The 24,979-nt window shown below is 56.3% G+C and carries 19 protein-coding genes; 11 read left to right on the forward strand and 8 right to left on the reverse strand.

The features are described 5' to 3' along the window. The first annotated feature begins 148 nt into the window (after positions 1–148). The 3 genes from BUC32_RS07710 to BUC32_RS07720 are packed head-to-tail and all read left to right on the forward strand — an operon-like array spanning position 149 to position 4,592. Complete coding sequence (locus tag BUC32_RS07710) at positions 149–2,983, forward strand: molybdopterin oxidoreductase family protein (protein ID WP_073251314.1); 2,835 nt, start codon at positions 149–151, stop codon at positions 2,981–2,983. Continuing rightward, positions 2,983–3,720, forward strand: coding sequence for a 4Fe-4S dicluster domain-containing protein (locus tag BUC32_RS07715; RefSeq protein WP_073251315.1), 738 nt, complete (start codon positions 2,983–2,985; stop codon positions 3,718–3,720). Before BUC32_RS07710 ends, BUC32_RS07715 begins: the two co-directional genes overlap by 1 nt. Then, a complete protein-coding gene (locus BUC32_RS07720; protein WP_073251317.1) occupies positions 3,720–4,592 on the forward strand; it encodes a dimethyl sulfoxide reductase anchor subunit family protein in 873 nt (290 codons plus the stop codon). The genes BUC32_RS07715 and BUC32_RS07720 overlap by 1 nt, the downstream gene beginning before the upstream one ends. 2 nt (positions 4,593–4,594) lie before the next feature. On the opposite strand, the gene BUC32_RS07725 is transcribed toward BUC32_RS07720, so the two are convergent. Beyond that, a complete protein-coding gene (locus BUC32_RS07725; protein ID WP_073251319.1) occupies positions 4,595–6,526 on the reverse strand; it encodes a multiheme c-type cytochrome in 1,932 nt (643 codons plus the stop codon). Between the two features lie 187 nt (positions 6,527–6,713). On the opposite strand from BUC32_RS07725, the gene BUC32_RS07730 reads away from it, so the two are divergent. From BUC32_RS07730 to BUC32_RS07745, 4 genes are all read left to right on the forward strand, one after another. Beyond that, a complete protein-coding gene (locus BUC32_RS07730) occupies positions 6,714–8,300 on the forward strand; it encodes an arylsulfatase (RefSeq protein ID WP_073251321.1) in 1,587 nt (528 codons plus the stop codon). A gap of 342 nt (positions 8,301–8,642) precedes the next feature. Further along, positions 8,643–9,743 (forward strand): mandelate racemase/muconate lactonizing enzyme family protein, encoded by a 1,101-nt coding sequence (locus tag BUC32_RS07735; RefSeq protein ID WP_073251323.1) that lies wholly within the window; start codon positions 8,643–8,645, stop codon positions 9,741–9,743. A 9-nt stretch (positions 9,744–9,752) separates the two neighbouring features. Further along, entirely contained in the window at positions 9,753–10,484 is a 732-nt protein-coding gene (locus BUC32_RS07740; protein ID WP_073251325.1) for an SDR family NAD(P)-dependent oxidoreductase, read from the forward strand. Continuing rightward, positions 10,481–11,215 (forward strand): SDR family NAD(P)-dependent oxidoreductase, encoded by a 735-nt coding sequence (locus tag BUC32_RS07745; RefSeq protein WP_073251327.1) that lies wholly within the window; start codon positions 10,481–10,483, stop codon positions 11,213–11,215. The genes BUC32_RS07740 and BUC32_RS07745 overlap by 4 nt, the downstream gene beginning before the upstream one ends. A gap of 16 nt (positions 11,216–11,231) precedes the next feature. Here BUC32_RS07745 and betC (BUC32_RS07750) read toward each other — a convergent pair whose 3' ends face one another. The 5 genes from betC (BUC32_RS07750) to proX are packed head-to-tail and all read right to left on the reverse strand — an operon-like array spanning position 11,232 to position 17,320. Then, complete coding sequence (gene betC / locus BUC32_RS07750; RefSeq protein WP_073251329.1) at positions 11,232–12,782, reverse strand: choline-sulfatase; 1,551 nt, start codon at positions 12,780–12,782, stop codon at positions 11,232–11,234. A 21-nt stretch (positions 12,783–12,803) separates the two neighbouring features. Then, on the reverse strand, positions 12,804–14,318 hold the full coding sequence (betC, locus tag BUC32_RS07755) for a choline-sulfatase (RefSeq protein WP_073251331.1): 1,515 nt from the start codon (positions 14,316–14,318) through the stop codon (positions 12,804–12,806). A gap of 14 nt (positions 14,319–14,332) precedes the next feature. Beyond that, positions 14,333–15,250: an ABC transporter permease gene (locus tag BUC32_RS07760; RefSeq protein ID WP_073251333.1), complete on the reverse strand. Its 918-nt coding sequence runs from the start codon at positions 15,248–15,250 to the stop codon at positions 14,333–14,335. An 11-nt stretch (positions 15,251–15,261) separates the two neighbouring features. Then, positions 15,262–16,281: a quaternary amine ABC transporter ATP-binding protein gene (locus BUC32_RS07765; protein WP_073251335.1), complete on the reverse strand. Its 1,020-nt coding sequence runs from the start codon at positions 16,279–16,281 to the stop codon at positions 15,262–15,264. 55 nt (positions 16,282–16,336) lie between these two features. Then, positions 16,337–17,320, reverse strand: a complete 984-nt coding sequence (gene proX / locus BUC32_RS07770) for a glycine betaine/L-proline ABC transporter substrate-binding protein ProX (protein ID WP_073251337.1) — start codon at positions 17,318–17,320, stop codon at positions 16,337–16,339. Positions 17,321–17,885: 565 nt separating this feature from the next. On the opposite strand from proX, the gene BUC32_RS07780 reads away from it, so the two are divergent. Continuing rightward, entirely contained in the window at positions 17,886–18,779 is an 894-nt protein-coding gene (locus BUC32_RS07780; protein ID WP_073251341.1) for a LysR substrate-binding domain-containing protein, read from the forward strand. A 9-nt stretch (positions 18,780–18,788) separates the two neighbouring features. Here BUC32_RS07780 and BUC32_RS07785 read toward each other — a convergent pair whose 3' ends face one another. Further along, positions 18,789–19,076 (reverse strand): DUF1330 domain-containing protein, encoded by a 288-nt coding sequence (locus tag BUC32_RS07785; protein WP_073251343.1) that lies wholly within the window; start codon positions 19,074–19,076, stop codon positions 18,789–18,791. Between the two features lie 197 nt (positions 19,077–19,273). Further along, positions 19,274–20,659 (reverse strand): 30S ribosomal protein S12 methylthiotransferase RimO, encoded by a 1,386-nt coding sequence (rimO, locus tag BUC32_RS07790; protein WP_073251345.1) that lies wholly within the window; start codon positions 20,657–20,659, stop codon positions 19,274–19,276. 153 nt (positions 20,660–20,812) lie between these two features. Here rimO and BUC32_RS07795 point away from each other — a divergent pair, with 153 nt between their 5' ends. The 3 genes from BUC32_RS07795 to BUC32_RS07805 all read left to right on the forward strand — a co-directional run bounded on the left by BUC32_RS07795 (position 20,813) and on the right by BUC32_RS07805 (position 24,934). Beyond that, complete coding sequence (locus tag BUC32_RS07795; protein ID WP_073251347.1) at positions 20,813–22,738, forward strand: AsmA family protein; 1,926 nt, start codon at positions 20,813–20,815, stop codon at positions 22,736–22,738. Between the two features lie 46 nt (positions 22,739–22,784). Beyond that, complete coding sequence (locus tag BUC32_RS07800) at positions 22,785–23,954, forward strand: multidrug effflux MFS transporter (RefSeq protein ID WP_245815151.1); 1,170 nt, start codon at positions 22,785–22,787, stop codon at positions 23,952–23,954. Positions 23,955–24,142: 188 nt separating this feature from the next. After that, entirely contained in the window at positions 24,143–24,934 is a 792-nt protein-coding gene (locus BUC32_RS07805; protein WP_073251351.1) for a prephenate dehydrogenase, read from the forward strand. Positions 24,935–24,979: the final 45 nt, after the last annotated feature.

Here is a 24,979-nt window from a genome sequence, read left to right on the forward strand (position 1 = left end):
TTTGACATAAAATGATACCAAACGTATCAATAATTATAAAGCATTAATCAAAAATGAAACTTCTGGACTGATATGCCCTGAGAATTTGGCTTTATGTTCTGAGGGCAAAAGGCTGTCTAAGTGGCCGAACCAATGCAGCGGAGGAAAGATGGGCGATATCAAGGCTGGGAAAGTGGAGGCGCGGCCATCTCCGAAGGTATCGGATGAGGTCCGTCAGACCACTTGTTACATGTGTGCATGTCGCTGTGGCATCAACGTTCATCTTCAGGACGGCAAAGTTAAATACATCGAAGGCAACAAAGATCATCCGGTGAACAAGGGTGTGTTATGCGCCAAAGGCTCCGCCGGGATCATGCAACATTATTCGCCCGCCCGCCTTCAGGCGCCGATGAAACGTGTTGGTCCGCGTGGATCAGGCGAGTTCGAAGAGATCAGCTGGGATGAAGCCTATGACATTGCTGAAGGCTGGTTAAAGCCACTGCGCGATACCGCCCCGGAAAAGCTCGCCTTTTTCACGGGTCGCGATCAGTCACAAAGTTTCACCAGCTTCTGGGCCCAAGGGTTCGGGACGCCAAACTACGCCGCGCACGGCGGGTTTTGCTCGGTCAACATGGCGGCGGCTGGCATCTATACCATGGGCGGCGCGTTCTGGGAGTTTGGCCAACCCGATTGGGACCGCGCCAAGCTGTTCATGATCTTCGGTGTCGCCGAAGACCACGATTCCAACCCGATCAAAGCCGGGCTGGGGCGGCTCAAGGCCAATGGCGGCAAGGTCATTGGCGTCAATCCAATCCGCTCGGGCTATAATGCGATTGCTGATGAATGGATCGGCATCACGCCGGGCACCGATGGGCTGTTCATCCTGTCGATCATCCATGAATTGCTGCGCGCAGGCAAAGTCGACCTGAATTACCTGTGCCGCTATACCAATGCCGGGTTCTTGGTCAGCACCGATGAAGGCGCGGCTGACTTTGGCTTGTTCCTGCGTGGTGACGATGACAAAGCGCTGGTACTGGATCGCGCCACTGGCAAAGCCGTGGCCTTCGATACGCCGGGCATCAACCCCGATCTGGCTGGGCATTTGCGTCAGGGTGGCACCACCTATCGCCCCGCATTCCAGTTGTTGGCCGAAAAATACATGGACGGTGCCTATGCGCCGGAAGAAGTGGCGGAACGTTGTGGACTGACCGCTCAGAAAATTCGTGCGGTCGCGGCGGAACTGGCCCGCGTGGCCTTTGAAGAAGAAATTGTTCTGGATCAGCCTTGGACCGACTGGAAAGGCGAAAAGCATGACAAGATGATCGGGCGCCCGGTCAGCTTCCACGCCATGCGCGGAATTTCGGCGCATTCCAACGGCTTTCAGACCTGTCGCGCGCTGCACATCCTGCAAATTCTCTTGGGCAGTGTCGAAGTGCCCGGCGGTTTCCGCTTTAAACCACCTTATCCCAAACCCCCCGAGGCCCATCCCAAACCGCATGACATGAACGGACCCGGTCAGCCAATGAAAGGCCCGCATCTGGGCTATCCGATGGGCCCCGAGGACCTGTTGGTCGAAGGCGACGGCACCCCCAAACGCATCGACAAGGCATTTTCGTGGGAGAACCCGTTCTCGGTGCATGGCATGATGCATATGGTGATCTCAAACGCCCATGCCGGGGACCCTTACAAGATCGACACGCTGTTCCTTTACATGGCGAACATGGCATGGAATTCGTCGATGAATACCTCCGAGGTGATGCGCATGCTCACCGACAAGGATGACAATGGCGACTATGTGATCCCGCATATCATCTACTCGGATGCTTATTCTTCAGAAACAGTGGCTTACGCCGATCTAATCCTGCCGGATACCACCTATCTGGAGCGGCATGATTGCATCTCAATGCTGGACCGTCCGATCTGTGAAGCGGACGCTGCCGCCGACGCCATCCGCTGGCCGGTGGTGGAACCAGACCGCAACGTCAAAGGCTTTCAATCCGCCCTGTGTGATCTGGGTGCACGGCTTGGTCTGCCGGGGTTTGTCAACGAAGATGGCAGCCAGAAATATGCCGATTACGCCGACTATATCGTCAACCACGAACGGCGTCCCGGTGTGGGCCCCTTGGGTGGTTTCCGCGGCGAAGACGGCACCGGCGAAGGCCGGGGCAGCGTGAATCCTGAACAGCTGAATCGGTATATCGAAAACGGCGGCTTTTGGCACACCCAAGTGCCGGACGACGCGAGTTACTACAAACCATGGAACGCGGGCTATCAGGATTGGGCGGTGAAGATCGGCCTGTTCGACAAACCGCAACCTTACGTGTTCAACCTCTACCTTGAGCCGATGCGCAAAATGCAGCGCGCCGCCGAAGGGCATGGTGACGTGCAGCCCCCCGACAACATGCGCGAGCGTGTGAAGGCGGCGTTCACGCCCCTGCCGGAATGGTCGCAACCGTTTGAAGATGCCGCCGTGGATCACGACGAATACCCCGTCCACGCGCTGACCCAGCGCCCGATGCACATGTATCACTCGTGGGGGTCACAAAACGCATGGCTGCGCCAGATCACCAACGTGAACCGGCTCTATATTCCCGGCAAAATCTGGGATGAAAAAGGCTTTGAAGAGGGCGACTGGGCGCATGTCTCATCGGTTCATGGCAAGATCAAAGTGCCGGTGGCGCGTATGGATGCGCTGAACCCTAATACGGTTTGGACATGGAACGCGATCGGCAAAAAACGTGGTGCATGGGCGCTTTCTGAAGACGCTCCCGAAGCCACCAAGGGTTTTCTTTTAAACCATCTTATCAATGAGTTGCTGCCTGAAAAGGGCGATGGCCAACGCTGGGCGAACTCCGATCCTGTCACCGGACAGGCGGCGTGGTTTGATCTGCGCGTGCGCATCGAAAAGGCCCCACCGGGCGGCCCATCGGAGCCTGCGCATAAAGCGTCGAAATCGCACATCGGGCAGGGACCCAAAGACATGGCCTACGGGGAGGAATTCTGATGACTGCACTTCCCGAAGCCGCCGACAAAAAACTGGGCCTTGTGATTGATCTGGACACTTGCGTCGGCTGTCACGCTTGTGTGGTGAATTGCAAGGAATGGAACACCTCGAACTATGGCAACCCGCTGTCGGACATCGATGCGTATGGCGCTGAACCCGAAGGTACGTTCCTCAACCGCGTACATGCATTCGAGGTGACACCGGATACCGGGGGATGTGCGCAAACTATCCATTTCCCCAAATCCTGTCTGCACTGCGAAGACGCGCCTTGTGTGACCGTCTGCCCGACGGGCGCCAGCTATAAACGGGTCGAAGATGGCATTGTTCTGGTCAATGAAAACGACTGCATGGGCTGCGGCCTGTGTGCCTGGGCCTGTCCTTATGGCGCGCGGGAACTGGACGCGCTGGCGGGCATCATGAAGAAATGCACCCTGTGTGTGGATCGCATTTACAACGAGAACCTGCCCGAAGAAGATCGTGAACCTGCCTGCGTGCGCACTTGTCCGGCAGGGGCCCGTCACTTTGGTGATCTGGGTGATCCCAGCAGCGATGTGTCCAAACTGGTCGCCGAGCGCGAAGGCATGGACTTGATGCCGGAAATGGGCACCAAACCGGTGAACAAATACCTGCCACCCCGTCAAAAGGATACGCTTTTGGCTGATATGGCGCTGACCCCGAAATCCGAAGAACCCAAAGGCTTTCTGGCCTGGCTTGACAAAGCACTGGAGGCCCTCTGATGCACCCGGCACCCTCAGTAATCGTATTCACCACACTTAGCGGATTGGGCTTTGGCCTGCTGGCTTTCCTGGGCCTTGGTCTGCCGGATGTCTCTGGCATGACGGCTTTCGTGTTCTTCTTTATTGGCTATGGTCTCGCCATCGCAGGCCTCTTGGCGGCAACATTCCACCTTGGCAACAAGGTCAATGCCCACAAGGCGTTCAGCCAATGGCGCACAAGTTGGCTCAGCCGTGAAGGCGTCTGTTCCGTTGCCGCCCTGTTGGTTATGGCACCCTATGCGATTGGTCGTATTTTCTGCGACGCGAACTGGGCCATTTTGGGCTGGGTCGGGGCCTTGTTGTGCCTTGGGACCGTGTTCACCACCTCGATGATCTACGCGCAGCTGAAAACTGTGCCGCGTTGGAACATGCGTTGGACACCGGCCTTGTTCCTCACCCACGCGCTCGCAGGCGGTGCCTTGCTGGCGGGGCAAATCTCGGCAGCCGCGATCCTTCTGGCGCTCCTTGGTGCGGTCCTGGCGATCTCCTGGAAACAGGGCGATCAACGCTTTGAAGACACCGGCACAACCCTTGGCACAGCAACCGGGCTGGACAGCATCGGCACCGTGCGTCAGCTGGAGCCACCGCATTCCGGCAAGAACTATCTGTTAAAGGAAATGGCCTTTCAGGTGGGGCGCAAACACAGCGCCAAACTGCGCGCGATTGCGCTGGCTTTGGGGGTGATTGTGCCCGTTCTATGCCTGACGGTGTTGCCGTTTTCACATGGGCTCGCCTTGGTTGCGATCCTGTCGCATCTGGTCGGCATCATGGCCGGACGCTGGCTGTTCTTTGCCGAGGCCAAGCACGTGGTCTCACTGTACTACCAAAGCTAAGACTACGGAATTTGCGCAGCCAGCCCCGCGATCGTTGGGTCACCGGGGTTGGCGGCTTGCGCCTCGACCAGTGCCGCCCGTGCGGCGTCAGGTTCTTCCATGGCAAGGCTCAGGCGAATGATAATACTCCAGGCCTGTACCATTTGTGGGTCCATCCGCACGGCCTCAAGAAAGGCCGCCCGCGCACCGGCAAAATTGCGTGTCGTCAAGGCGATGCCGCCCAGTTGCATATGCGTTTCGGGATAATCCAACCGGGTCTGCAGCGCATTTTGCCATTCACCGAATGCCCGGCTCATGGCCGACCTTTGATCGCCTGACAGGCCGCTTGCCGGAGTTGTCAGCAACTCGCGCGCAGCCGTAATCCGCACCACCCGCCGCGTATCTTCCAGCAAGGGAAACAGGCGAGCGATCATGTCCTGCGGTTTGGCAGAACGTTGCAAAGGCACGGTGTTGGCGCGCACCATTGGGTTTTTATCCCGCAAAAGCGGCGCCACTGCGTCCGCCAGTTCGGGTGTGATATAGGCCTGCAATTGCTCCAATGCGGTGGCGCGAACAATTGCGGGCAGGCCATCATAAAGCGCAAGGTCCGCCAGCAAACGCCCCATTTCGGGACGGCCCTGACGCGCCGCAAAAAACACCTCGGAAAAATGCGACCCGCGGTTGGTCGAATTCGGATACCAGCGCTCCACCTGCCGCGCGGCCCATTGCGGGCTTTGGTCGGCGTGGCAATCGTTACAGGCATTTGGCGCGCCGGTTTTGGCTGTCAGATCAGGGCGTGGCACCCGGAACGAATGATCGCGCCGCCCATCAACACCCATATAGACCCGCTCGATCATATGACAGCTTTTGCATTCTGCACCTTTGCTGTCGACCTCGTGAAAATGATGCTTTGCGCTGTCATATTCGGCCAGTGGCAGAGACGGAAAATCACTGTTGCCTGCCTCGGAATGGCAGGTGGTGCAAACCGCATTGCCTTCGGCCTCAAGATTGGCCGCATGCACGTCGTGACAGTTTTTACAGGTCACACCCTTGGCGTACATCTTGGATTGCAGGAATGACCCATAAACATAAACCTCGTCCAGAATTTGACCGTCGGGTTCGTAAATCGGCGCACGCAACGTGGACAGGCGATAGGCGTCGTGGAACGGTGTGCCGGGGGCAGGGGAGCCGCCCAACAGCGGTTCACGTCGCGAATGACAACCCGCACATTGCTGGATCAGCACTTCACCATCTCCGGCGGCATAATCGACGGTCAGCCGGGTGTCTGTCAGGGTGTTTTGGGCCTCTCTGGAGGGCACGTCATTGGCCCAGTCCACATGCGCAGACCCCGGTCCGTGACAGGCTTCGCACCCCACACCTATCTCGGCTTGCGTGCTGGAATAACTGCGGGTCTGTGGATCGTAATTGCGCTGATAATCCGTGGCGTGACATTCGGCGCAACGGGCATTCCATGTTTTGTAAGATCCGGTCCAGTGCAGGCCATTTTGGGCGTTCAATCCCTGTTCAGGATACATATGGAACCATTCTTTTCGCACAATGTCCCAAGGCACATCAAAGCTTTGCAAGCGCCCCGGTTCGGTCTCGACGGCATATTGCTGGAGCGGGGCCACTCCGATCACCGCCGCCACCGGATAGCGTGTCATTTCGCCATCAGGCCCGTCGCTCTCGATGATAAAATCTTCACCTTCGCGGGAAAATCGCGAGGTCACACCATCGAGTGTAAAAGATGTATCACCAAAGTCGGCCAGAATGGTGGCCTCGGATGGCGGCGTCCAAGCCAAGTCATGATGTGAGCCTTCCCAGGCCTTGGCCTCATCCGTGTGGCAGGCAATGCAGGCGTCGGTGCCAATATAGGCAGGTTCTGCCTGACCGGGGGTGGCCTGACAGATCAGAAAAAGGCCAAAACCAAAAATGAAAGATCGAAAAAGAAACATGATGTCTTTCCGCAAAAAGGGACTGCCTTAGGCTATGTAGCCCGCTGCCTCACCAAATCGCCACCGCGAACTGGAAATTCTTAGAAAAAGGAAGTTAAATCGCGAGGGCAAAAAAATTACGCCGAAAAGTTGCCCTGCCGCCGCGCCAATCTAAATGTACCAGTATTCGTAAATCGGGGAGAGTTTTATGATTTTGCAATTATCCATTTTAGGGCGGTGCACGGGCGGTGTCCTCAGAACCGCCGCCGCGGTGGTCGCTTTGGCGGCACCTGCATGGGCCCAGGCGGACAAACCCAACATTCTGGTGATCTGGGGCGATGATATCGGCCAATCCAATATTTCGGCGTACACAATGGGGATGATGGGCTATCAGACGCCCAACATTGACCGCGTGGCCAAAGAAGGCATGATTTTCACCGATTATTACGCCGAACAATCCTGCACAGCGGGGCGGTCATCCTTTATTACGGGTCAATCGGTGTTCCGCACGGGCCTGTCCAAAGTGGGAATGCCCGGTGCCAAAGAGGGCATGCAAGTCCAGGACCCCACGATTGCGGGCTTGTTGAAAGCACAAGGCTACAGCACAGGACAATTCGGCAAAAACCACCTTGGTGACCGCGATGAAATGTTGCCGACAAACCATGGCTTTGATGAGTTTTTTGGCAACCTTTACCATCTGAATGCCGAAGAAGAGCCCGAGAACGAAGACTATCCAACAAACCCTGAATTTCGAGAAAACTTTGGTCCACGCGGTGTGATTAAGTCGAACGCCGATGGCACCATCGAAGACACCGGCCCGCTGACCAAAAAGCGCATGGAAACTGTGGATGATGAAACCACAGAGGCTGCGCTGGACTTTATTCGACGTAAAAACGAAGAAGGTGAGCCTTGGTTCGTGTGGTGGTCTGGCACACGGATGCACTTTCGCACCCACGTCAAAGACGAAATGCGCCTCAAAGCGGATGAGCTTGCCGGGCGGCATATGGATGAATATCAGGCTGGCATGATCGAACACGACCTGCACATTGGTCAGTTCCTTGATTTGCTGGACGAGTTGGGCATCGCCGACAACACCATCGTGCATTATTCAACCGACAACGGCCCCCATATGAACACGTGGCCAGATGCCGCAATGACACCGTTCCGGGGTGAAAAGAACACCAACTGGGAAGGTGGCTGGCGCGTGCCATCCATGGTGCGTTGGCCGGGCAAAATTGAGGCCGGATCAATCAGCAACGACATCATGCACCACATGGACTGGCTGCCCACTTATGTGGCTGTGGCTGGGAACCCGGATATCAAGGAACAGTTGAAAGATGGTGGCGTTCAGGCCATCGGGCGCGAATACAAAGTGCATCTGGATGGTTACAATTTCTTGCCGTACCTCACCGGGGAAACCAACGAAGGTCCGCGCCAGGAGATTTTCTATTTCTCGGATGACGGTGACCTGACAGCTCTGCGTTATGGCGATTGGAAGGCTGTTTTCCTTGAGCATCGCTATCCACAAACGCTGCAGGCCTGGGCCGAGCCTTGGACCGAATTGCGTATTCCACTGCTGTTTAACCTGCGCCGTGACCCTTATGAACGTGCATCGGTGACTTCAAACACCTACTGGGACTGGTACATTGACCGCGTCTATCTGCTGTTGCCAGCAGCGGCCTACGTCAGCCAGTTCCTTGACACATTTGAAGAATTCCCGCCGCGTCAAAAACCCGGCAGCTTCACGATTGGTGACGCCAAGGACAAGATCTTTAGCCAGATCGGGTCCAAATAGAGGCCCGCGCAAACACCAATTCCTGCCGCTTGCAAAAGGCAGAACAGGTCTAAATGCGCCTAACAACCAAAAGCCGCCTTTTGAGGCGGCTTTTTCCATTTGAAATTCCGGCCCCCAAACCTCGGGCCAAAAATTTCCTGAGGCAGGCATGAGACCATCGCCTTGCAAGGTCGGATTCAGTCAACAGGCTTCGGAAACTGGCAAGAAATCTATGCTTTGCGCTCGCAAGCTTGGCACAAAGACATCGGACATCGAAGCGCGCCCATATTGAACCCTTTGGGGGGCGGGTTTTAAAACCGGTCGATTTGTCGTCGGTATTCGCTGAAATCTGAGGAGGCATCCGTGAAGATCAAAGAACTCCATATTTACCAACACGATCTGCCGGTTGAAAACGGCCCCTATACGATGGCAAACGCCGAGGTCTGGTCCCTTAAAACAACGCTGGTGAAAATGGTGGCCGACAATGGCCTTGTCGGCTGGGGAGAGACCTGTCCTGTGGGCCCCACCTATGCCGAAAGCCATGCGTTGGGGGCGCTTGCGGCACTGTCTGAGATGGCGCCGAAACTGGTCGGGACCGAAATCAATCCTCTGGCGTTGCGGCGGGCGATGGATGGTTTGTTGAATGGTCACCGCTATGCCAAAGCCGCCATTGATATCGCCGCCTATGACCTTATGGGCAAGGCAACAGGATTGCGGGTGGCTGATCTGTTGGGGGGCGCGATGACCGAAAATGTGCCGTCCTATTATGCCAGCGGTGTGGGCACCCCGGATGATATCGCGCGGCTCGCCGGAGAAAAAAGCGCCGAAGGCTATCCCCGGATGCAGATCAAAGTCGGGGGGCGCCCGGTTGAGATTGATATCGAGGTGATCCACAAGGTCTGGGAAACGGTTGGCCTAAAGATGCGGCTGGCGGTTGATGGCAACCGGGGTTGGACCACGCGGGACGTGTTGCGCGTATCCCGCGAGTGTGCGGAAATTCCTTTCATCATGGAACAACCCTGCAATACCATCGAAGAAATTGGCGCCATTCGCGCGCAAGTTGGCCATGCGATCTATCTTGATGAGAACACCGTTGATCTGAACACTGTGTTGCGCGCTGTTGGGGATGGCATATGCGACGGGTTCGGGATGAAAGTCACGCGCATCGGTGGCCTGCATGCGATGGCCACATTCCGCGACATCTGCGAGGCGCGATCCATGCCCCATACCTGCGATGATTCCTGGGGCGGCGATATTATCGCGGCGGCCTGCACCCACATCGGCGCCACAGTTCAGCCACGGCTATTGGAAGGTGTCTGGTTGGCGCAGCCCTATATCAAAGGGCATTATGACCCGGTCAACGGTATTAAAATTAAGGACGGTCATATCGCATTGCCCAAAGGCCCGGGGCTGGGCGTGGTGCCAGACGAAACACAATTTGGCGCTTCGGCGGCGTCCTTCTGAGGAGCGATCATGGATTTCACTGGAAAACACGCATTGGTGACGGGCGCGGCTGGCGGCATTGGTGCGGCTATCGTTCGGATGCTACGTACAGCAGGGGCCAAAGCCGCAGTGGCCGACAAGGATGTGTCGGGACTTGAGGCCGAGGCGTATTTGCCGGGCGACCTGACCGATGGCGACTATGCAAATGGGTTGCCCGCAGCGGCCATGGACGCTCTTGGTGGTCTGGACATCGTGATCAACAATGCAGGTATCATGCGACGCGGGCCAGTCACTGCCAGCACAGATGAGGACTTTGATCTGTCGGTGGCGGTCAACGTCAAAGCGCCGTTTCGGATTTGCCGGTCGGCCATTGCGTTGATGGCAGAACAGGGCAGCGGGGCAATCGTCAACACTGCCTCGTGTTGGGGGGTGCATCCCGGACCGGACCACGCGGTCTATTGTATGACCAAGGCCGCGATTGCGTCGCTCACCCAATGTATGGGACGTGACCATGCCCATCAGGGCATCCGCATCAACGCAGTTTGCCCAAACGAAGTTGACACGCCAATGTTGCGCACCGGATTTGAAATGCGCGGATTTGATCCCTCAACGGCAGTGGCAGAGCTTGGCAAAACGGTTCCTCTTGGCCGTATCGCGCAACCCGAAGACATTGCCGAAGTGGTGTTGTTTCTGGCGTCCCCCCACGCGCGCTATATTTGTGGGGAACTGGTTGAAGTGAACGGAGGCAAGCCCGTCGGATGACACGTTTTGAAGGCAAAACCGCGCTTGTGACTGGCGGGCGCAGCGGCATCGGGCAGGCCATTGCCCGACGGTTGCGCAATGAGGGCGCGCTTGTTGTGACGGCTCAGCGCAGCGCAGACCCCGAGTTTGACTGGATATCCGCCGATTTCACGGATCCTGCCAGCCCTGCCAAAGTGATTGCGGAAATGGTTGGCCGGGCAGGGCGGCTTGATGTTCTGGTCAATAACGCCGGTATGATGCAGGAAGCGGGTATCGAGGATATGTCTCTGAGCGATTGGCAGAGATCGCTGACCGTGAACCTGACCGCGCCGTTTCTGATGATTAAGGCCGCACTGCCGCATCTGCGTTCAGCCAAAGGCAGTATCGTCAACATTGGGTCCATCGAAGGTCTGGGCAGCAATCCCAGTCACGCCGCCTATTGCGCGTCCAAGGCAGGGTTGCACGGGCTGACGCGCGCCGTGGCGGTGGATCACGGTGTTGATGGCGTGCGTTGCAACGCCATCGCGCCGGGCTGGATCGACACCGACCTTAATCTGGATTTCATCGACAGCATGGATGACCCGGACGCGTTTCGCCGTGAGATCGGCAAAATCCACCCGGTGGGCCGCACCGGACACCCTGACGAAGTGGCTGCTTTGGTTGCCTTTCTGGCGGCTGAAGAAAGCGGTTTTGTCACCGGGCAAGTGTACACCGTGGATGGTGGGCGTATGGCCAAACTCAGCCTGCCATAGTCGTGTGGAGAAAGGTCTAGTGGTTTTTCGGCAGCGGGTATCCCTTGGCCGGGAGCCGCACCTTTCGGTCAATCACCTCGTGGCTGTTGGCTGACCGCACATAGGTGTCGCTATAGTCCGGCTTGGGGATGAAATCCCACGGCTCGGCCCGCCCCTGTTTCAACGCATCACGGACAACATCGCGCTTCTTCTGGCTTCGGCGGATTTTGTCGTTCAGTCTGGGCAGATCCCAGACCTCCGCCTGCCGGGCGCGAAACTGCGACAGAAGCTCTGCGCTGTCGGCATGTTCCGCCAGATTGTTCAGTTCATTTGGATCAACCCTCAGATCAAACAACATCTCGGGATCATCTGTCGAGGCGATGTATTTGTAGGGGCCTTTGCGGATCATGATGATCGGCGTGGTGGTGGCATCTGCTGTGTATTCCGCAAGAATTTCGTCAGACCAATCCTCGGCTGCTCCGGTCACCAGGCCCAGCAGGCTCGCGCCCTCCAGATCACAATGATCCTGGTTGCAGTGATCCTGCCCAACGTCGGCTCCGGCGATATCCAGAAAGGTCGGCAGCAAATCCATCAACGATGTATTCTGTTCCACCATGGGGGTCTGTGACTGGCCGGGAAGGTGGACGATCAAAGGCACCCGCATGGCCCATTCAAAAAAACAGTCCTTGGCCCACAATCCGCGTTCACCCAGCATTTCGCCGTGATCTGCGGTGACGATGATTGCGGTGTCGTCTTTCAGCCCGGAGGCCTCCAGCGCCTCAATGATTTGCCCGACTTTGGCGTCGAAATACGAGATTGACCCGTAGTAGGCATGCCGGGCCTGACGCGCGTGGTCGGCGCTGACATCACTGTGATCCAGCCCGATCATTTTGCGGCACCTTTGGCTGTGTGGATCAAGATTGGCGTCTGGCAGGCGGTCAACGGTGGGTTCGGGAACCTCCTCTTCGCGGTACATCTCCCAATATTCGGGCTGTGTCAGAAACGGATGATGTGGATGGCTGAGGGACACAAACAGGAAAAACGGATCGTCTGGCGCGCGCGCGTATTCAAACAACTTGTGAACCGACTTTTGCGTGGCCTCTTCGTCAAAGGCGATCTGCATATTCCACGCACAGACACCACCATTTTCGATGGTGTTGCGCATCGGCTCAAAACCTTTTTCGCCGGTTGTCCAATCCGGCAGCCATGCGAAATCGGCGGGGTAAATCTCGGCCGTTAGCCGTTCTTCAAACCCGTGTAGCTGATCGGGGCCGACAAAATGCATCTTGCCACTCAGGCAGGTGTGATACCCCGCACGACGCAGGAAATGCGCAAAAGTTGGCTCGGAGGCCGGCAGCTCTGCGGCATTGTCATAAACACCAACCTTGCTGGCCAGTTGCCCGGTTAACATTGAGCCGCGCGACGGGCCGCACAGGGGGTAGTTGCAGTAAAAATTCCGAAACACCGTGCCCTCGCTGGCCAACCGGTCCAGATTGGGCGTTTTCGCCGCCCCTCCATAGAGCGACAAAGCCTGCGCGGCGAGCTGGTCTGCCTGAATGACCAAAATGTTGGGTCTTGTTGCAGGCATCGCGCGTTCCTTCTGAAGGGGTCAGGCTTTTGACGGAAGGTGGTTAAAGGCCCATTCGTTGTACCCACCTTCACCACGATACCACAGAACCTCGTCCCCCGGTTTTTCATCATGATTCCAACGGGTTTTGACACCGGTGCTGGTGGCGTTTCGTACCACGGCCCGACGTTTCTGGCTGAGCCTGATTTGAGTGTTCAGCGCATCCGTGTCCCATTTGGCGCGGGCTTCATCTACAAACCGTGCGACCACGTCCTGATGGTTGACGTCTTCAGCCAGATTGTTGACCTCGGTGGGGTCCGCCTCAAGATCATACAGCAGATGACCATCGTGCGAGGAGGTGATGAATTTGTATTTGCCGCGCCGGATCATGAAAATCGGAGCGGGAGTGGCTTCGGCCAGATACTCGCCGTAAACCGCGCGCTCCGGCGGCGGATTGCCCCGATCAATCAACGTCATCAGGTCGCTGCCTTCCAACGGCTCTGCCGTGGCAGACCATTGCCCTTCGGTCGCCAGACTGTTGAACGTGGGCACCAGATCAACCAGCGACGTCAGTTCCGATACGCGCTGGGCGTCAAGCCAGGGGGCATAGATGAACATCGGAATACGCATGGAATGTTCAAAGAAATGCTTTTTGAACCACATGCCGCGTTCACCCAGCATTTCGCCGTGGTCTGACGTAAACACAATTGCAGTGTTTTGATCTGCGCCGGTGGCTTTCAGAGCGTCCAGCAATTGCTGGATCATCGCGTCGATATAACTGATCGCGCCATAATATGCCCGTTTCGCCCGCAGCACCTCTTCGTCTTTAAAGCGGTGCTCAAGCATGCCGAAATCATTCAACAGCCGCACCGAATGCGGATCGTGATCCTGTTCGTTTAAGGGGCCGACTGCGGGCAAGGGGATATCCTTGTCTTCATACAGATCCCAATATTCCTTGCGGCACAGATAAGGCTCGTGTGGATGGGTGTAACTCACCTGCATAAAGAACGGACGCTTGTCATTTGACCGCGCCAGATCATAGATGTTCTGCACCGCTTTGAACGTGACCTCTTCGTCATAGTCCATCTGCACCGTGCGTTCGGCGATACCAGATATCAGGATGGCGCGGGCATCATTGGTGTCGCGATCGCCTTCGTCCTCCCAATTTGGCACCCAGCTAAAGTCAGCGGGATACAAGTCTGCCGTCAGCCGCTTTTCGAACCCGTGAAACTGGTCAGGGCCGATGAAATGCATCTTGCCAGACAGGCTGGTCTGATAGCCAAGTTCGCGCAAATAATGCGCATAGGTTGGCACTTCTGCTGAAAACTCGGCTGCATTGTCATAGGCCCCAACTTTGGAGCAAAGCTGCCCTGTGGCCATGGAAAACCGTGACGGGGCACAGAGCGGAAAGTTGCAATAGGCGTTTTCGAACACCACGCCATTGTCCGCCAGATGATCCAACGCCGGAGAGTGGCAGGACTGATCGCCATAGGTGCGCAAGGCTGACGCGGTCAGTTGGTCGACCTGAAGGAACAGGATATTCGGTTGTTGCGACATGGATTAGTCCTTGATCAGTTCTTGAGGATTTTTGATCGCAAGAAACCAATCGGGCCAGTTTCGTACCATTTCTTATGTCCACGATCGCGCGCAGAGATACCAAAGCTTTGCGACACCCGGTCAATCACCACAGCAAGAAACACAATGCCAAGACCACCCACGGTCGCCAGCCCCATATCCAGACGCCCGATACCGCGCAAAACCATCTGTCCCAGACCGGTCACCGAAATCATCGAAGACACGACCACCATCGACAGCGCCATCATGATCGTCTGGTTGACGCCAGCCATGATGGTTGGCATCGCCAAAGGCAGTTCTACTTTGTACAGAGTTTGCCGTTTGCTGGCGCCAAAGGCGCGCGCGGCTTCGACCATGTCGGGGCGCACCTGTCGGATACCCAGGTTGGTCAGGCGCACAACCGGTGGCAGGGCGTAAATAAAGGTCACGATAACCCCCGAGACATTGCCGATCGAGAACAGCATCACGATAGGCACGAGATACACAAAAGACGGAATGGTCTGCATCAGATCCAAAAAGGGCTGCAACACGTACCAGAACCGATCACGTTTGGCCGCCACCACGCCCAGCGGAATGCCAATGATCGAACAGAACACCACGCAAGTCAGCACAATGGACAAGGTGGTCATGCTTTCTTCCCAAGCCCCCATCAGCCCGATGGCCAGCATACAGGATGCCGAAATCAGCCCCAGACGTCGCCCGCCAGCCTGCCAGGCCACCAGCGTAATTACAGCCAGCATGACCAGATCGGGCGCACCGGTCAGCGTGTCTTCCAGACCGCTCAACACAAAATCAAATGGCACTTTAATTGCTTGGAAAATAAAGCGGAAATTGGACACAACCCAGTTAAGAAATTGTTCAACCCAGGCCCCAACCGGCACCCATTCTTTATCGAAGATATCCCAGAGATCCATTTTCGTTTCTCCTATCCGCGCAGCGCCGTCAACGCGGCCTTGATGGTGATATGACCAACCGAATTGCCATCCGGATCGACAACAGTCAGCGGCTCTTGGTCGTCAAGAAAGCAATCAATGATTGCGCTCAACTCGGCCCCTGTCTGAATGGTTTTGTTTGTGGCTGCGCGCCCTTCCAGCGGCTCCATGATAGTCTCGGCATGCACGAGGCTGACTCGGCTGATGCCTTTGACAAACTCAGCGACATAGTCGTCTTTGGGGTTGGTCACGATCTCTTCGGGTGTCCCGATCTGAACGATTTCGCCATCATTCATAATTGCGATGTGGTCCCCCATGCGGATCGCTTCATCCAGATCATGGGTGATGAACAGTGTTGTTTTCTTGAGCTTTGCAGACAGTTCCAGAAACTGATCCTGCAATTGTCGGCGGATCAGCGGATCCAAAGCCGAGAATGGTTCATCCATCAGCAGGATTTCAGGGTCAGCGGCCAAAGCGCGTGCCAATCCGACCCGCTGTTGCATTCCGCCAGAAAGCTGATCGGGGTAATGGTCAATCCAGCCGCTCAGATCCATCGCTTCCAGCGCTTTGATCGCAGCCTCACGGCGGGCCTCATAGGGCACATCACGGACCTCAAGACCAAATCCGACGTTTTCACCCAGTGTTCTGTGCGGCCACAGCGCCATGTGCTGAAACACCATGCCAATGGTTTCTGCCCGAAGAAGACGTAGTTCGGGTTCGGCCATCGTATCCACCCGTTGGCCGGCCACATGAATTTGTCCCGACGTTGGTTCAATCAGGCGATTAACGTGGCGCACAAGGGTGGATTTCCCCGAGCCTGACAGGCCCATAATGCAAAAAATTTCGCCTTCTTTAACGGAAAAGCTGGCGTTTCGGACTCCAAGCACACAGTCGAACTGATCTCGGACTTCCTCTTTGGTAAGGTTGTCTTTCAGAACCGCTTCCATGGCTTTCTGGGAATTCGCACCGTAGATTTTCCACAAATCCCGGCATTCGATCTGGGCGTTGCTCATGAACTGACCTCAAAAAAGGGGAGCGCGGACCAAGCCGCGCTCCAGTAGGGGAGTTTTAGTTGGCAGCGGCCATTCCGGCGGCAACCCAGCTGTCGAATTCCGCCTGATTGGCAGCAATCCAGGCTTCGGCGTGGCGATAGAAATCTTCCAGCGTATCCTCACCTTCTTTGACCTTCACCTGTTGGGCGTTGATGGCTCCAATCGGAACGTCGACCTGTTCAAAGAACGCGGCAGCCGCCGGATTCTCTTTGAGGAAGTCGTTGTTGGCGACAATATAGATGTCGTTCACCGCAAACCCCGGGTCGGTACCGTCGGCCGCAACTGTTGTGCTGTCGTCACTGGCAGGCACGCCAATCTGCACAGTGTCTGTGCCGGGAATCAGAACGTCGCTGATCCAGTTGGGTGTCCATGTGTAATAAAAGATCGACCCACCTTCGTTGTAGCGCGTGATGGTGTCGGCCATGATGGCGAAATAGCTGCCCTGATCGTGGTGAATCGAGTCACGCAGGTCAAACTTGTCCAAATGCCCTTCGATCACCAGCTCACATCCCCAGCCCGGGTTACAACCCGACAGGTTCGCTTTGCCGTCGCCATTCGCGTCAAACAAGGCCGCAATTGCGGGATCAGTCATCTGGCCGATATTGGTGATGCCATGCGCTTCAGCGGTTTTCTTGTCGATATAAAATCCCTGGCCTGCGCCTTTTACGCCAGCTTTGACCCGCGTCATCACATCGTTGCCGCCGGACTTGTCATAAAAGCTGTTGTGCAACGGTTTCCAGTGGTTGAACGTATAAGTCGTATCGCCTGAAGCGATCGACAGATGCACCGCAGGGTAATCGGCTTCCTGCGTTTCTTCCAGTTCATAGCCCAGCTTTTCCAGACCTTTTCTGACAATAATATGCTGGAACCATGCGTTCGCTGTACTGCCCTTAATCGGAGAGACCTCTACGCCTGCACCGGGCAGGTCTGCCGCAAAAGCCGCCGATCCCATTGTCATTCCTGCTGTGGCCAAAGCCATCATCATTTTTTTCGCTGTCATTTTTTCCTCCTGGTGGCAAACCGCAGATTTTGGCGGTTTGGTGAAAGTGTTTCCGAGCCCTGCTGATCACGATAAAGCTTGGGAATTCCCGGCTTCATATGTTGACCAAACTGTTACGGCTGACCTTCTCCTCGTCTTTGTTCAAAGACAGGCCGACTCGGTAAGTGTAGTGCCTGCGGCGCATGCGGGTCAAAAGAATCACATTTTGCCGGGTTGCAAAATTGGGCCGTTTCTCGGTGTTCCTGTGGGGTTTGTTGAGAGCTTTGCTGATCGACTTCGCCCGCAATGATTTCCCGACCTGGTGCCAAAACACCTTGATTTGACCAATCAGACAAAGAATTTCGCCACATTTTGATGCGGGACGCAGTAAATTTGTCTGAAGGGGGAAAGGAAAGCATTGTCACGGAGCGTTATAAACCCTGAGCTGTCATCGTTAGGTGAGCGTTCATATTTCCTCCGGGTTTCAAGGCAGCAAATAATTCCCCTTTGCTGAGATGTTCATATTAGGAGGACGAATACACCTGTGAAGTTCCAATTTCCGTTTCAATGTGTTAACCACAGCGTTATGCGAAATCTACGTCTAGAACTCTCAAAACTAAACCACCTGATCACGTTTGAAGCGGCAGCCCGTGCGGATAATTTTTCACGTGCCGCCGACCATTTGGGCGTGACTCGGGTCTCTGTCAGCCGCCAAATCACGGAACTGGAAGAGTTTCTTGGCACCAAACTGTTTCACCGGCATCATCGCACAACGTCTCTGACGCAGGCCGGGCGGGCTTTGAAAAGCTCGGTCGGCCCGGCATTGAATGATGTTGCGGCGACCCTGCAACAGATCAAACTGGGGGCCGGGGACACGCGCCTGTCTGTTACAGCAACGGCCGCCTTTGCGACCTATTGGTTGATGCCGCGCATTGTTGATTTCAACAACAAGTACCCCGAAGTGGAATTGAACCTTATTATTTCAGACAAATATCTGGACCTTGATGCTGAAAATGTCGATGTCGCCATTCGGTATCCGGATATGCCCATGACAGGCGATCATATTACGCCGTTGTTTCAGGAAACGGTTTGCCCGGTTTATAGTCCGAAGTATTCCCCACGAACCAAGCTGAGTTCCCCAGAGGATCTGCTGAACGAAAACCTTTTGTCGCTGTCTGGTCGATATCGTCCCGGAGCCAAATGGCCCAATTGGTTTCGACAGGTCGGACTGTCCGCACCACGAGAAAACATGGGGGTGTCGGTCAACACTTACAGCAACATGATTCAGGCCGCGATCGAGGGGCAGGGCGTGGCTTTGGGGAGCTTCCCACTGGTCGATCACTGCATCAGAAACGGGTCTTTGATGAAAGTCCCGGGCGCTCCCGGCCTCACACGGGATACATTCTATCTTGTGGATCAAGCGGGGGGTCGGAAAAACGCCCGGCTGTTTTGCGAGTGGCTACTTGCGCAATCTCCCTGAGGCGTGAGGTCAGACGCCCTCCACAATCACCACATGCCCGCTCGAACAGCCCTGCCGCAATTCTTTCAGCGGCGCATAAGCGTCCGAGTTGAACAGGGCGCGCGCGCTGTCCATGTCGGGGAATTGAAACAGAACAATCCGGGTTGGATTCCAGTCGCCTTCCAGCACCTCATGCGCACCACCGCGCGCCAGATAAGTGCCACCCATCTCCTCGACCAGAGGCTTCACCTGCCGCATGAATTCGCCGTAAGGCTCGGGGTCGTGAATTTCGACGTCATAGATCAGATACGCGGGCATGGTGTCCTCCTGAGGATTGCAGGAACCCTAACACGCTTTTCACAAAATCGCAGGGCGGGCGTTCACCCCGCCGAACACGTCCGGAAAGGCATGAAAACCTTACTCACGGGTTAACAGATTTCGCACTTTCAAATTGTACAAAACGAACATTTACCGGGAAAGTTTTGTACAAACCGGTCATTTCACCGAAAACGCGCTCAAACCGTCAATGCACCCCAAAGGTCGTATTCGCCCGCTTCATCGACCTCAACTGACACGATATCACCCACTGAAAGGTTCTCGGTGCCTTCATCAATGAACAGGTTTCCGTCGATCTCGGGGGCGTCCGCTTTGGTGCGGCAGGTGGCGATGCCATCGCCGTCAATATCGTCGATAATCACGTCCATTGTCTGACCGACTTTGGCTTCCAGCTTGGCTTCGGAAATGGCCTGCGCCTTCTCCATAAAGCGGTTCCAACGGTCTTGTTTGACCTCGGCGGGTAAGTGATCCGGCAGCGCGTTCGAGCGCGCTCCGTCGACATTTTCATATTGAAAACAACCCACTCGGTCCAGTTGTGCTTCGTCCATCCAATCCAATAGATGCTGGAATTCGGCCTCGGTCTCTCCGGGGTAGCCGACGATAAAGGTCGAGCGCAGGGTGATGTCGGGGCAAGTGTCACGCCACGCGGCGATTTCGGTCAGAGTTTTCGCCGTGTGCGCCGGGCGCGCCATACGTTTCAGGACATCCGGGTGCGAATGTTGAAACGGGATGTCCAGATAGGGCAGGATTAACCCATCGGCCATCAGTGGGATCAAGTCGCGCACATGTGGATAAGGATAGACATAATGCAAGCGAATCCAGGCGTCTAACTGCCCAAGTTCACGTGCCAGATCGGTGATATGGCTGCGCACTTCGCGGTCTTTCCACGGGTGGGTCGAGTATTTGCGATCGAGCCCATAAGCCGAGGTATCCTGAGAGATCACCAACAGCTCTTTGACGCCGCTTTCCACCAGCTTTTCCGCCTCACGCAGGATGGCATGAACGGGCCTTGACGCCAGTTTTCCGCGCATATCGGGGATAATGCAGAACTTGCACTTATGGTTGCAACCTTCTGAAATCTTTAGGTAACTATAGTGACGCGGGGTGAGGGACACGCCGGAGGCTGGCAACAGATCGACAAACGGATCAGGGTCCGGCGGCACGGCAGAATGCACCGCGTCCAACACCTGTTCGTACTGATGCGGGCCCGTCACAGCGAGCACTTTGGGATGCGCACCTGTGATGAATTCTGGCTCGGCCCCCAGGCATCCCGTGACAATTACCTTACCGTTTTCGTGCAAGGCCTCTCCGATCGCTTCAAGGCTTTCCGCCTTAGCCGAATCCAGAAATCCGCAGGTGTTCACAATCACCGCATCGGCCCCGGAATAGTCGGGCGAAACACCATACCCTTCGGCGCGCAGCCGGGTGAGAATGCGTTCGCTGTCGACCAAGGCTTTGGGGCAGCCCAACGACACCATGCCGATGGTCGGCTGGCCAGGGCGGTTGGTTCCTGTGACTTGGGCACGGGCGAGGTCGGGGCGAAGGTCTGGCGGGTTCTGGGTCATGGCGGGCCGTATAGGGGATGGGGAAGGTGAAAGCAAAGATTCATAGGGCGGAAGGAGACAGACCATATCTCACCCACAGTTGAGCGCATGGCCATTGCGCCTTTGCCCTGCAGGAGGCTAGGCTGATCCTGAGCAGTATTGTTGAGGGTTCCCATGCGTTTGATCCGGATTTTGTTGATGGTGGTCGTGGCTTTGGTCATCGGCCTTGTGGTTCTTGTGATTGCCCTGCCGGGTGAAAAGATTGCGCGGATCGCAGCAGATCAGGTGAAGTCTTATACAGGTCGTGATCTGGTGTTTGACGGTAAGGTCGGGATCAGCTGGTATCCGGTGTTTGGCGTGGCCACGGGGCCGGTGAGCCTGAGCAATGCGGAGTGGTCCGACGCGGGGCCGATGTTTCGTGCCGAAAGTGCCGCGATTGGCGTCGATGTGATGAGCCTGATTGGCGGAGACATTCGTGTCACACGGATTGAAGCGGTCAAACCGGATGTATTGCTTGAGGTTGCCAAAGACGGACGCGCCAATTGGGAGCTGTTTGGCAATGAGGCTGCCTCTGCGGCTCCGGCGGGGGCTGGGCAAAACGAGTCAGGCGGCGCGCTAATTCTTGAAAACCTGAAAATCCGCGACGCCCGGTTGCGCTATGTTGATCATGGCGGCGAAAGCTTTGAGATTGCGGATGTGGATGCTCAGCTGAAATGGCCCGATCCACGCAAGCCTGCGAAGATTTCGCTGACCCTGCGCCCGGCGGATGACGCGGTGACGGTGACTGCCACGGTGAATGATCTTGAGGCGTTGATGAACGGTCAGGTGGCCGGTGTTGTGGCTGAAATGCAGGCCGCCGGTGCCAAAGTGACATTTGACGGGCGCGCGGGCATTGCACCTCAACTGGGCGGGCTGCTGGATGCGTCGGTGCCCAATCCGGACAAGCTGATGGCGGCTTTGGGCTTGCCTGCGGCTGGGATTGCTGGCCCTGCGTCGATGCGCGGCCAGATCACCTATACCAAGGACGGGCGGTTTACATTGCGCGAAGGCAGCCTGACGGCCCTGGGTAATTCGTTGAGCGCGCAAGCGGATGTGGCCACGGCGGGCAGAAAACCGGTGGTGACAGCGCAATTTGTGGCCGGAAAACTGGACCTTAGCGCCTTTGGAAACAGCGGGGGAGACGCGCAGTCCGATGGCGGGGATACCGGATGGTCCAAAGCGGCCATCGATGCCAGCGGTCTGGCGGCGATTGATGGTGAGATTGCTTTGGCAGCTGAGGCGATCGATCTGGGGAACCTGAAATTTGGTCGCTCACGCATGGTGGTCAAGATTGACAATTCGCGGGCTGTGTTTTTGCTCAATGAGTTGAACGCCTATGAGGGGCAGGTGACGGGACAGTTTGTCGCCAATAACCGCAGTGGTCTGTCGGTGGGTGGCAAGATGAAAGTGGCCGGGGTTGAGTTGAAAAGCGTTCTCAAGGACACAATGGAAATCTCGCGGTTTTCGGGCAAAGCCGCCGTGGACTTTTCGTTTCTGGGTGTCGGCCAGTCAGTACACGCCATCATGAATTCCCTGAAAGGGGATGCATCGGTCAAAGTCGGGCAGGGCACAATAGCGGGTATTGATCTGGACAGGTTATTGCGCGGCATCCCGGGAGGCGGCACCACGGTGTTTGACGCGTTGACCGGCACGGCGGTGATTGAAAAAGGCGTGCTCAGCAATGACGACCTGCTGCTGGAGTTGCCAAGCGTGATTGCCAAGGGGGAAGGTGTTGTGGGGCTGGGCACGCGCACGATTGACTACCTCTTCACCCCACAAATCCGATCGTCAGACGACCAGGGGCTGGCCATTCCGGTGCTTGTCAAAGGCAGCTGGGATGACCCGAGCATTCGCCCACAATTGGACAAGGCCCTGGGGGTTGATCTGGAAGCCGAGAAAGAAAAGCTGAAAGACGAGGCCGATGCAGCGTTGAAGGACAAACTGAATGAAGAATTAAACCTTGCGCCAGACGATGAGCGGTCGACCGAAGAGGCCATTCAGGACAAATTGGAAGACGAGGTGAAGGATAAATTGCTGGACCTGTTGGGCGGGGGCGACTGACCGTGCGAACCCTTCAATGCTAGGCGCGGCGCAAACCCCGCCACGCATGGCCACGCTGATCTTGCTGACAGCGATTTCCATTCTGACATTGAATATGTTTCTGCCGTCACTAGCGCATATGGCGGATGATTTCGGCGTGGACTATGCCTTGGTCAATTTAACGGTCGCAGGATACCTCGCCGTCACTTCTGTTCTACAGCTGATTTTTGGACCGTTGTCGGATCGGTATGGGCGTCGACCTGTTCTTTTGGTGGGGCTGGTGTTGTTTTGCCTTGCCTCTTTAGGGTGCTTGCTGGCCCAGGATTTTTGGTGGTTTCTGACCTTTCGCGTGCTTCAGGGGGCGGTGATTTCCGGCTCAGTGCTCAGCCGGGCGGTGGTGCGTGATATTGCGCCACCTCAACAGGCGGCCAGCATTCTGGGCTATATCGCCATGGTGATGGCCATTGCGCCGTTTCTCGGGCCCAGCTTTGGTGGCCTGTTGGATCAGTGGTTCGGATGGCGCGCGTCTTTTCTGGCCTTTTCCTTTATGGGGGTGGGGCTGTTGGCACTGGTCTGGGTCGATCTGGGCGAAACTAATCTCACGCCGTCGGAGACCTTTACCAAACAGTTTCTGGCTTACCCCGAGTTGATCCGGTCACGTCGGTTCTGGGGCTATTCGTTGTGTTTGGCGTTTTCCGTGGGCGCGTTTTACTCTTTTTTAGGGGGTGCTGCGCTGGTTTCGACAACCGAATTCGATTTGACAACCGCGCAACTGGGGTTGGGCATGGGCTCAATCACCGGCGGGTTTGCCTTTGGCAATTTTCTCTCGGGGCGATTGTCGACGCGGTTTTCGCTGACAACGATGATGATTATTGGCAGGTTGACCGCCTGTGCAGGGCTGCTGGCTGGATTGCTGTTTGTTTTGATAGGTGTGGTTGAAGTGCCGACCTATTTTGGCGCTGTGGTTCTGGTGGGCATGGGCAACGGTTTAACTTTGCCTGCGGCCAACGCCGGATCCATGTCGGTACGGCCCAGACTGGCAGGCAGTGCTTCGGGGTTGTCTGGTGCGTTGATGATGGCCGGAGGCGCCGCTTTGACGTCTTTGGCCGGAACGTTGCTGTCTCCGGGTAATGCCGCCTGGCTTTTGTTGGTCATTATGTTGATTTCGTCCTTTGCGGGTTTGTTGGCTGCGCTTTACGTGCGCCGGATCGATTTGCACGAAGGCGCACCCTATTGACAGAACGGCTCCATTTGTGAGACCTCCGTGCCCATGACACTGAAACGCCTTATCAGCACAGTCTATTATCCCCTGACCACATAGGTGGCGGGGCTTTAAGCATGTTCAACCGCCGCGTGGCCGGAGGTTGAGCAACGAGGCAAATCATCCCGAAAGACACGCGGCCCTTATGGCAAGGGAACCCCGTGATGGGTATTGATAAACAAGATACAGCAAGGCCAAGTCTTGGCCTGATTGGCTTTGGTGCCTTTGGCCGATTGGTGGCAGCAACCTTGGTGGACCACTTTGACCTGACGGTATGTGATCCCGGCTATGTCCAGGCGACCCTGCCGGACGGGCGTCTGTGCCGGATGGGGACGCTTGCAGATGTGGCCAGGTTGGATGTTGTTGTGATGGCAGTGCCTGTGGCGCGCTTGCATCATCTTTGCACCACTTTGGCGCCTCTACTCAGCCCCGGCACTCTGGTTTTGGATGTGGGATCGGTCAAGGTTGAGCCTGTTGCCATCATGCAGGAGCTTTTGCCGGATCATGTCGACATTGTTGCTACGCATCCTTTGTTTGGGCCGCAAAGTGCAAAAGATGGTGTGGAGGGGCATAAAGTGGTGCTGTGCCCTGTACGGGGGCAACGGCTCAGGTCGGTTGCCAGAGTTCTGCGGCGACTCGGACTCAAAGTGATTGTGGAATGTGCTGAGGCGCATGATCGTGAGGCCGCGATGGTGCAAGGGCTGACACATCTGATTGCCAAAGTTCTGGTGGGCCTTGGTCCCTTGCCCGAGCGCATGACCACGGCGAGTTTCGACCTTTTGCGAGAGGCGGTGGGGATGGTGAAAGATGACCCGCCCACGGTGCTGCACGCGATCGAGGTGGCCAATCCATACTCGGCTGAAGTGCGCGAGGCGTTTTTTGCCCACGCAGATACATTGCGTGCGCATTTTGATGCCGACAGAGAACGTAATCCAAAGGAAAACCCCACAGCCTGAAGGCCATGGGGTTTGCTGGTTTATTATGTGTCGGCTGATGCCGAC

The sequence above is a fragment of the Shimia gijangensis genome (assembly GCF_900142085.1).
GTDB classification, from domain to species: domain Bacteria; phylum Pseudomonadota; class Alphaproteobacteria; order Rhodobacterales; family Rhodobacteraceae; genus Shimia; species Shimia gijangensis.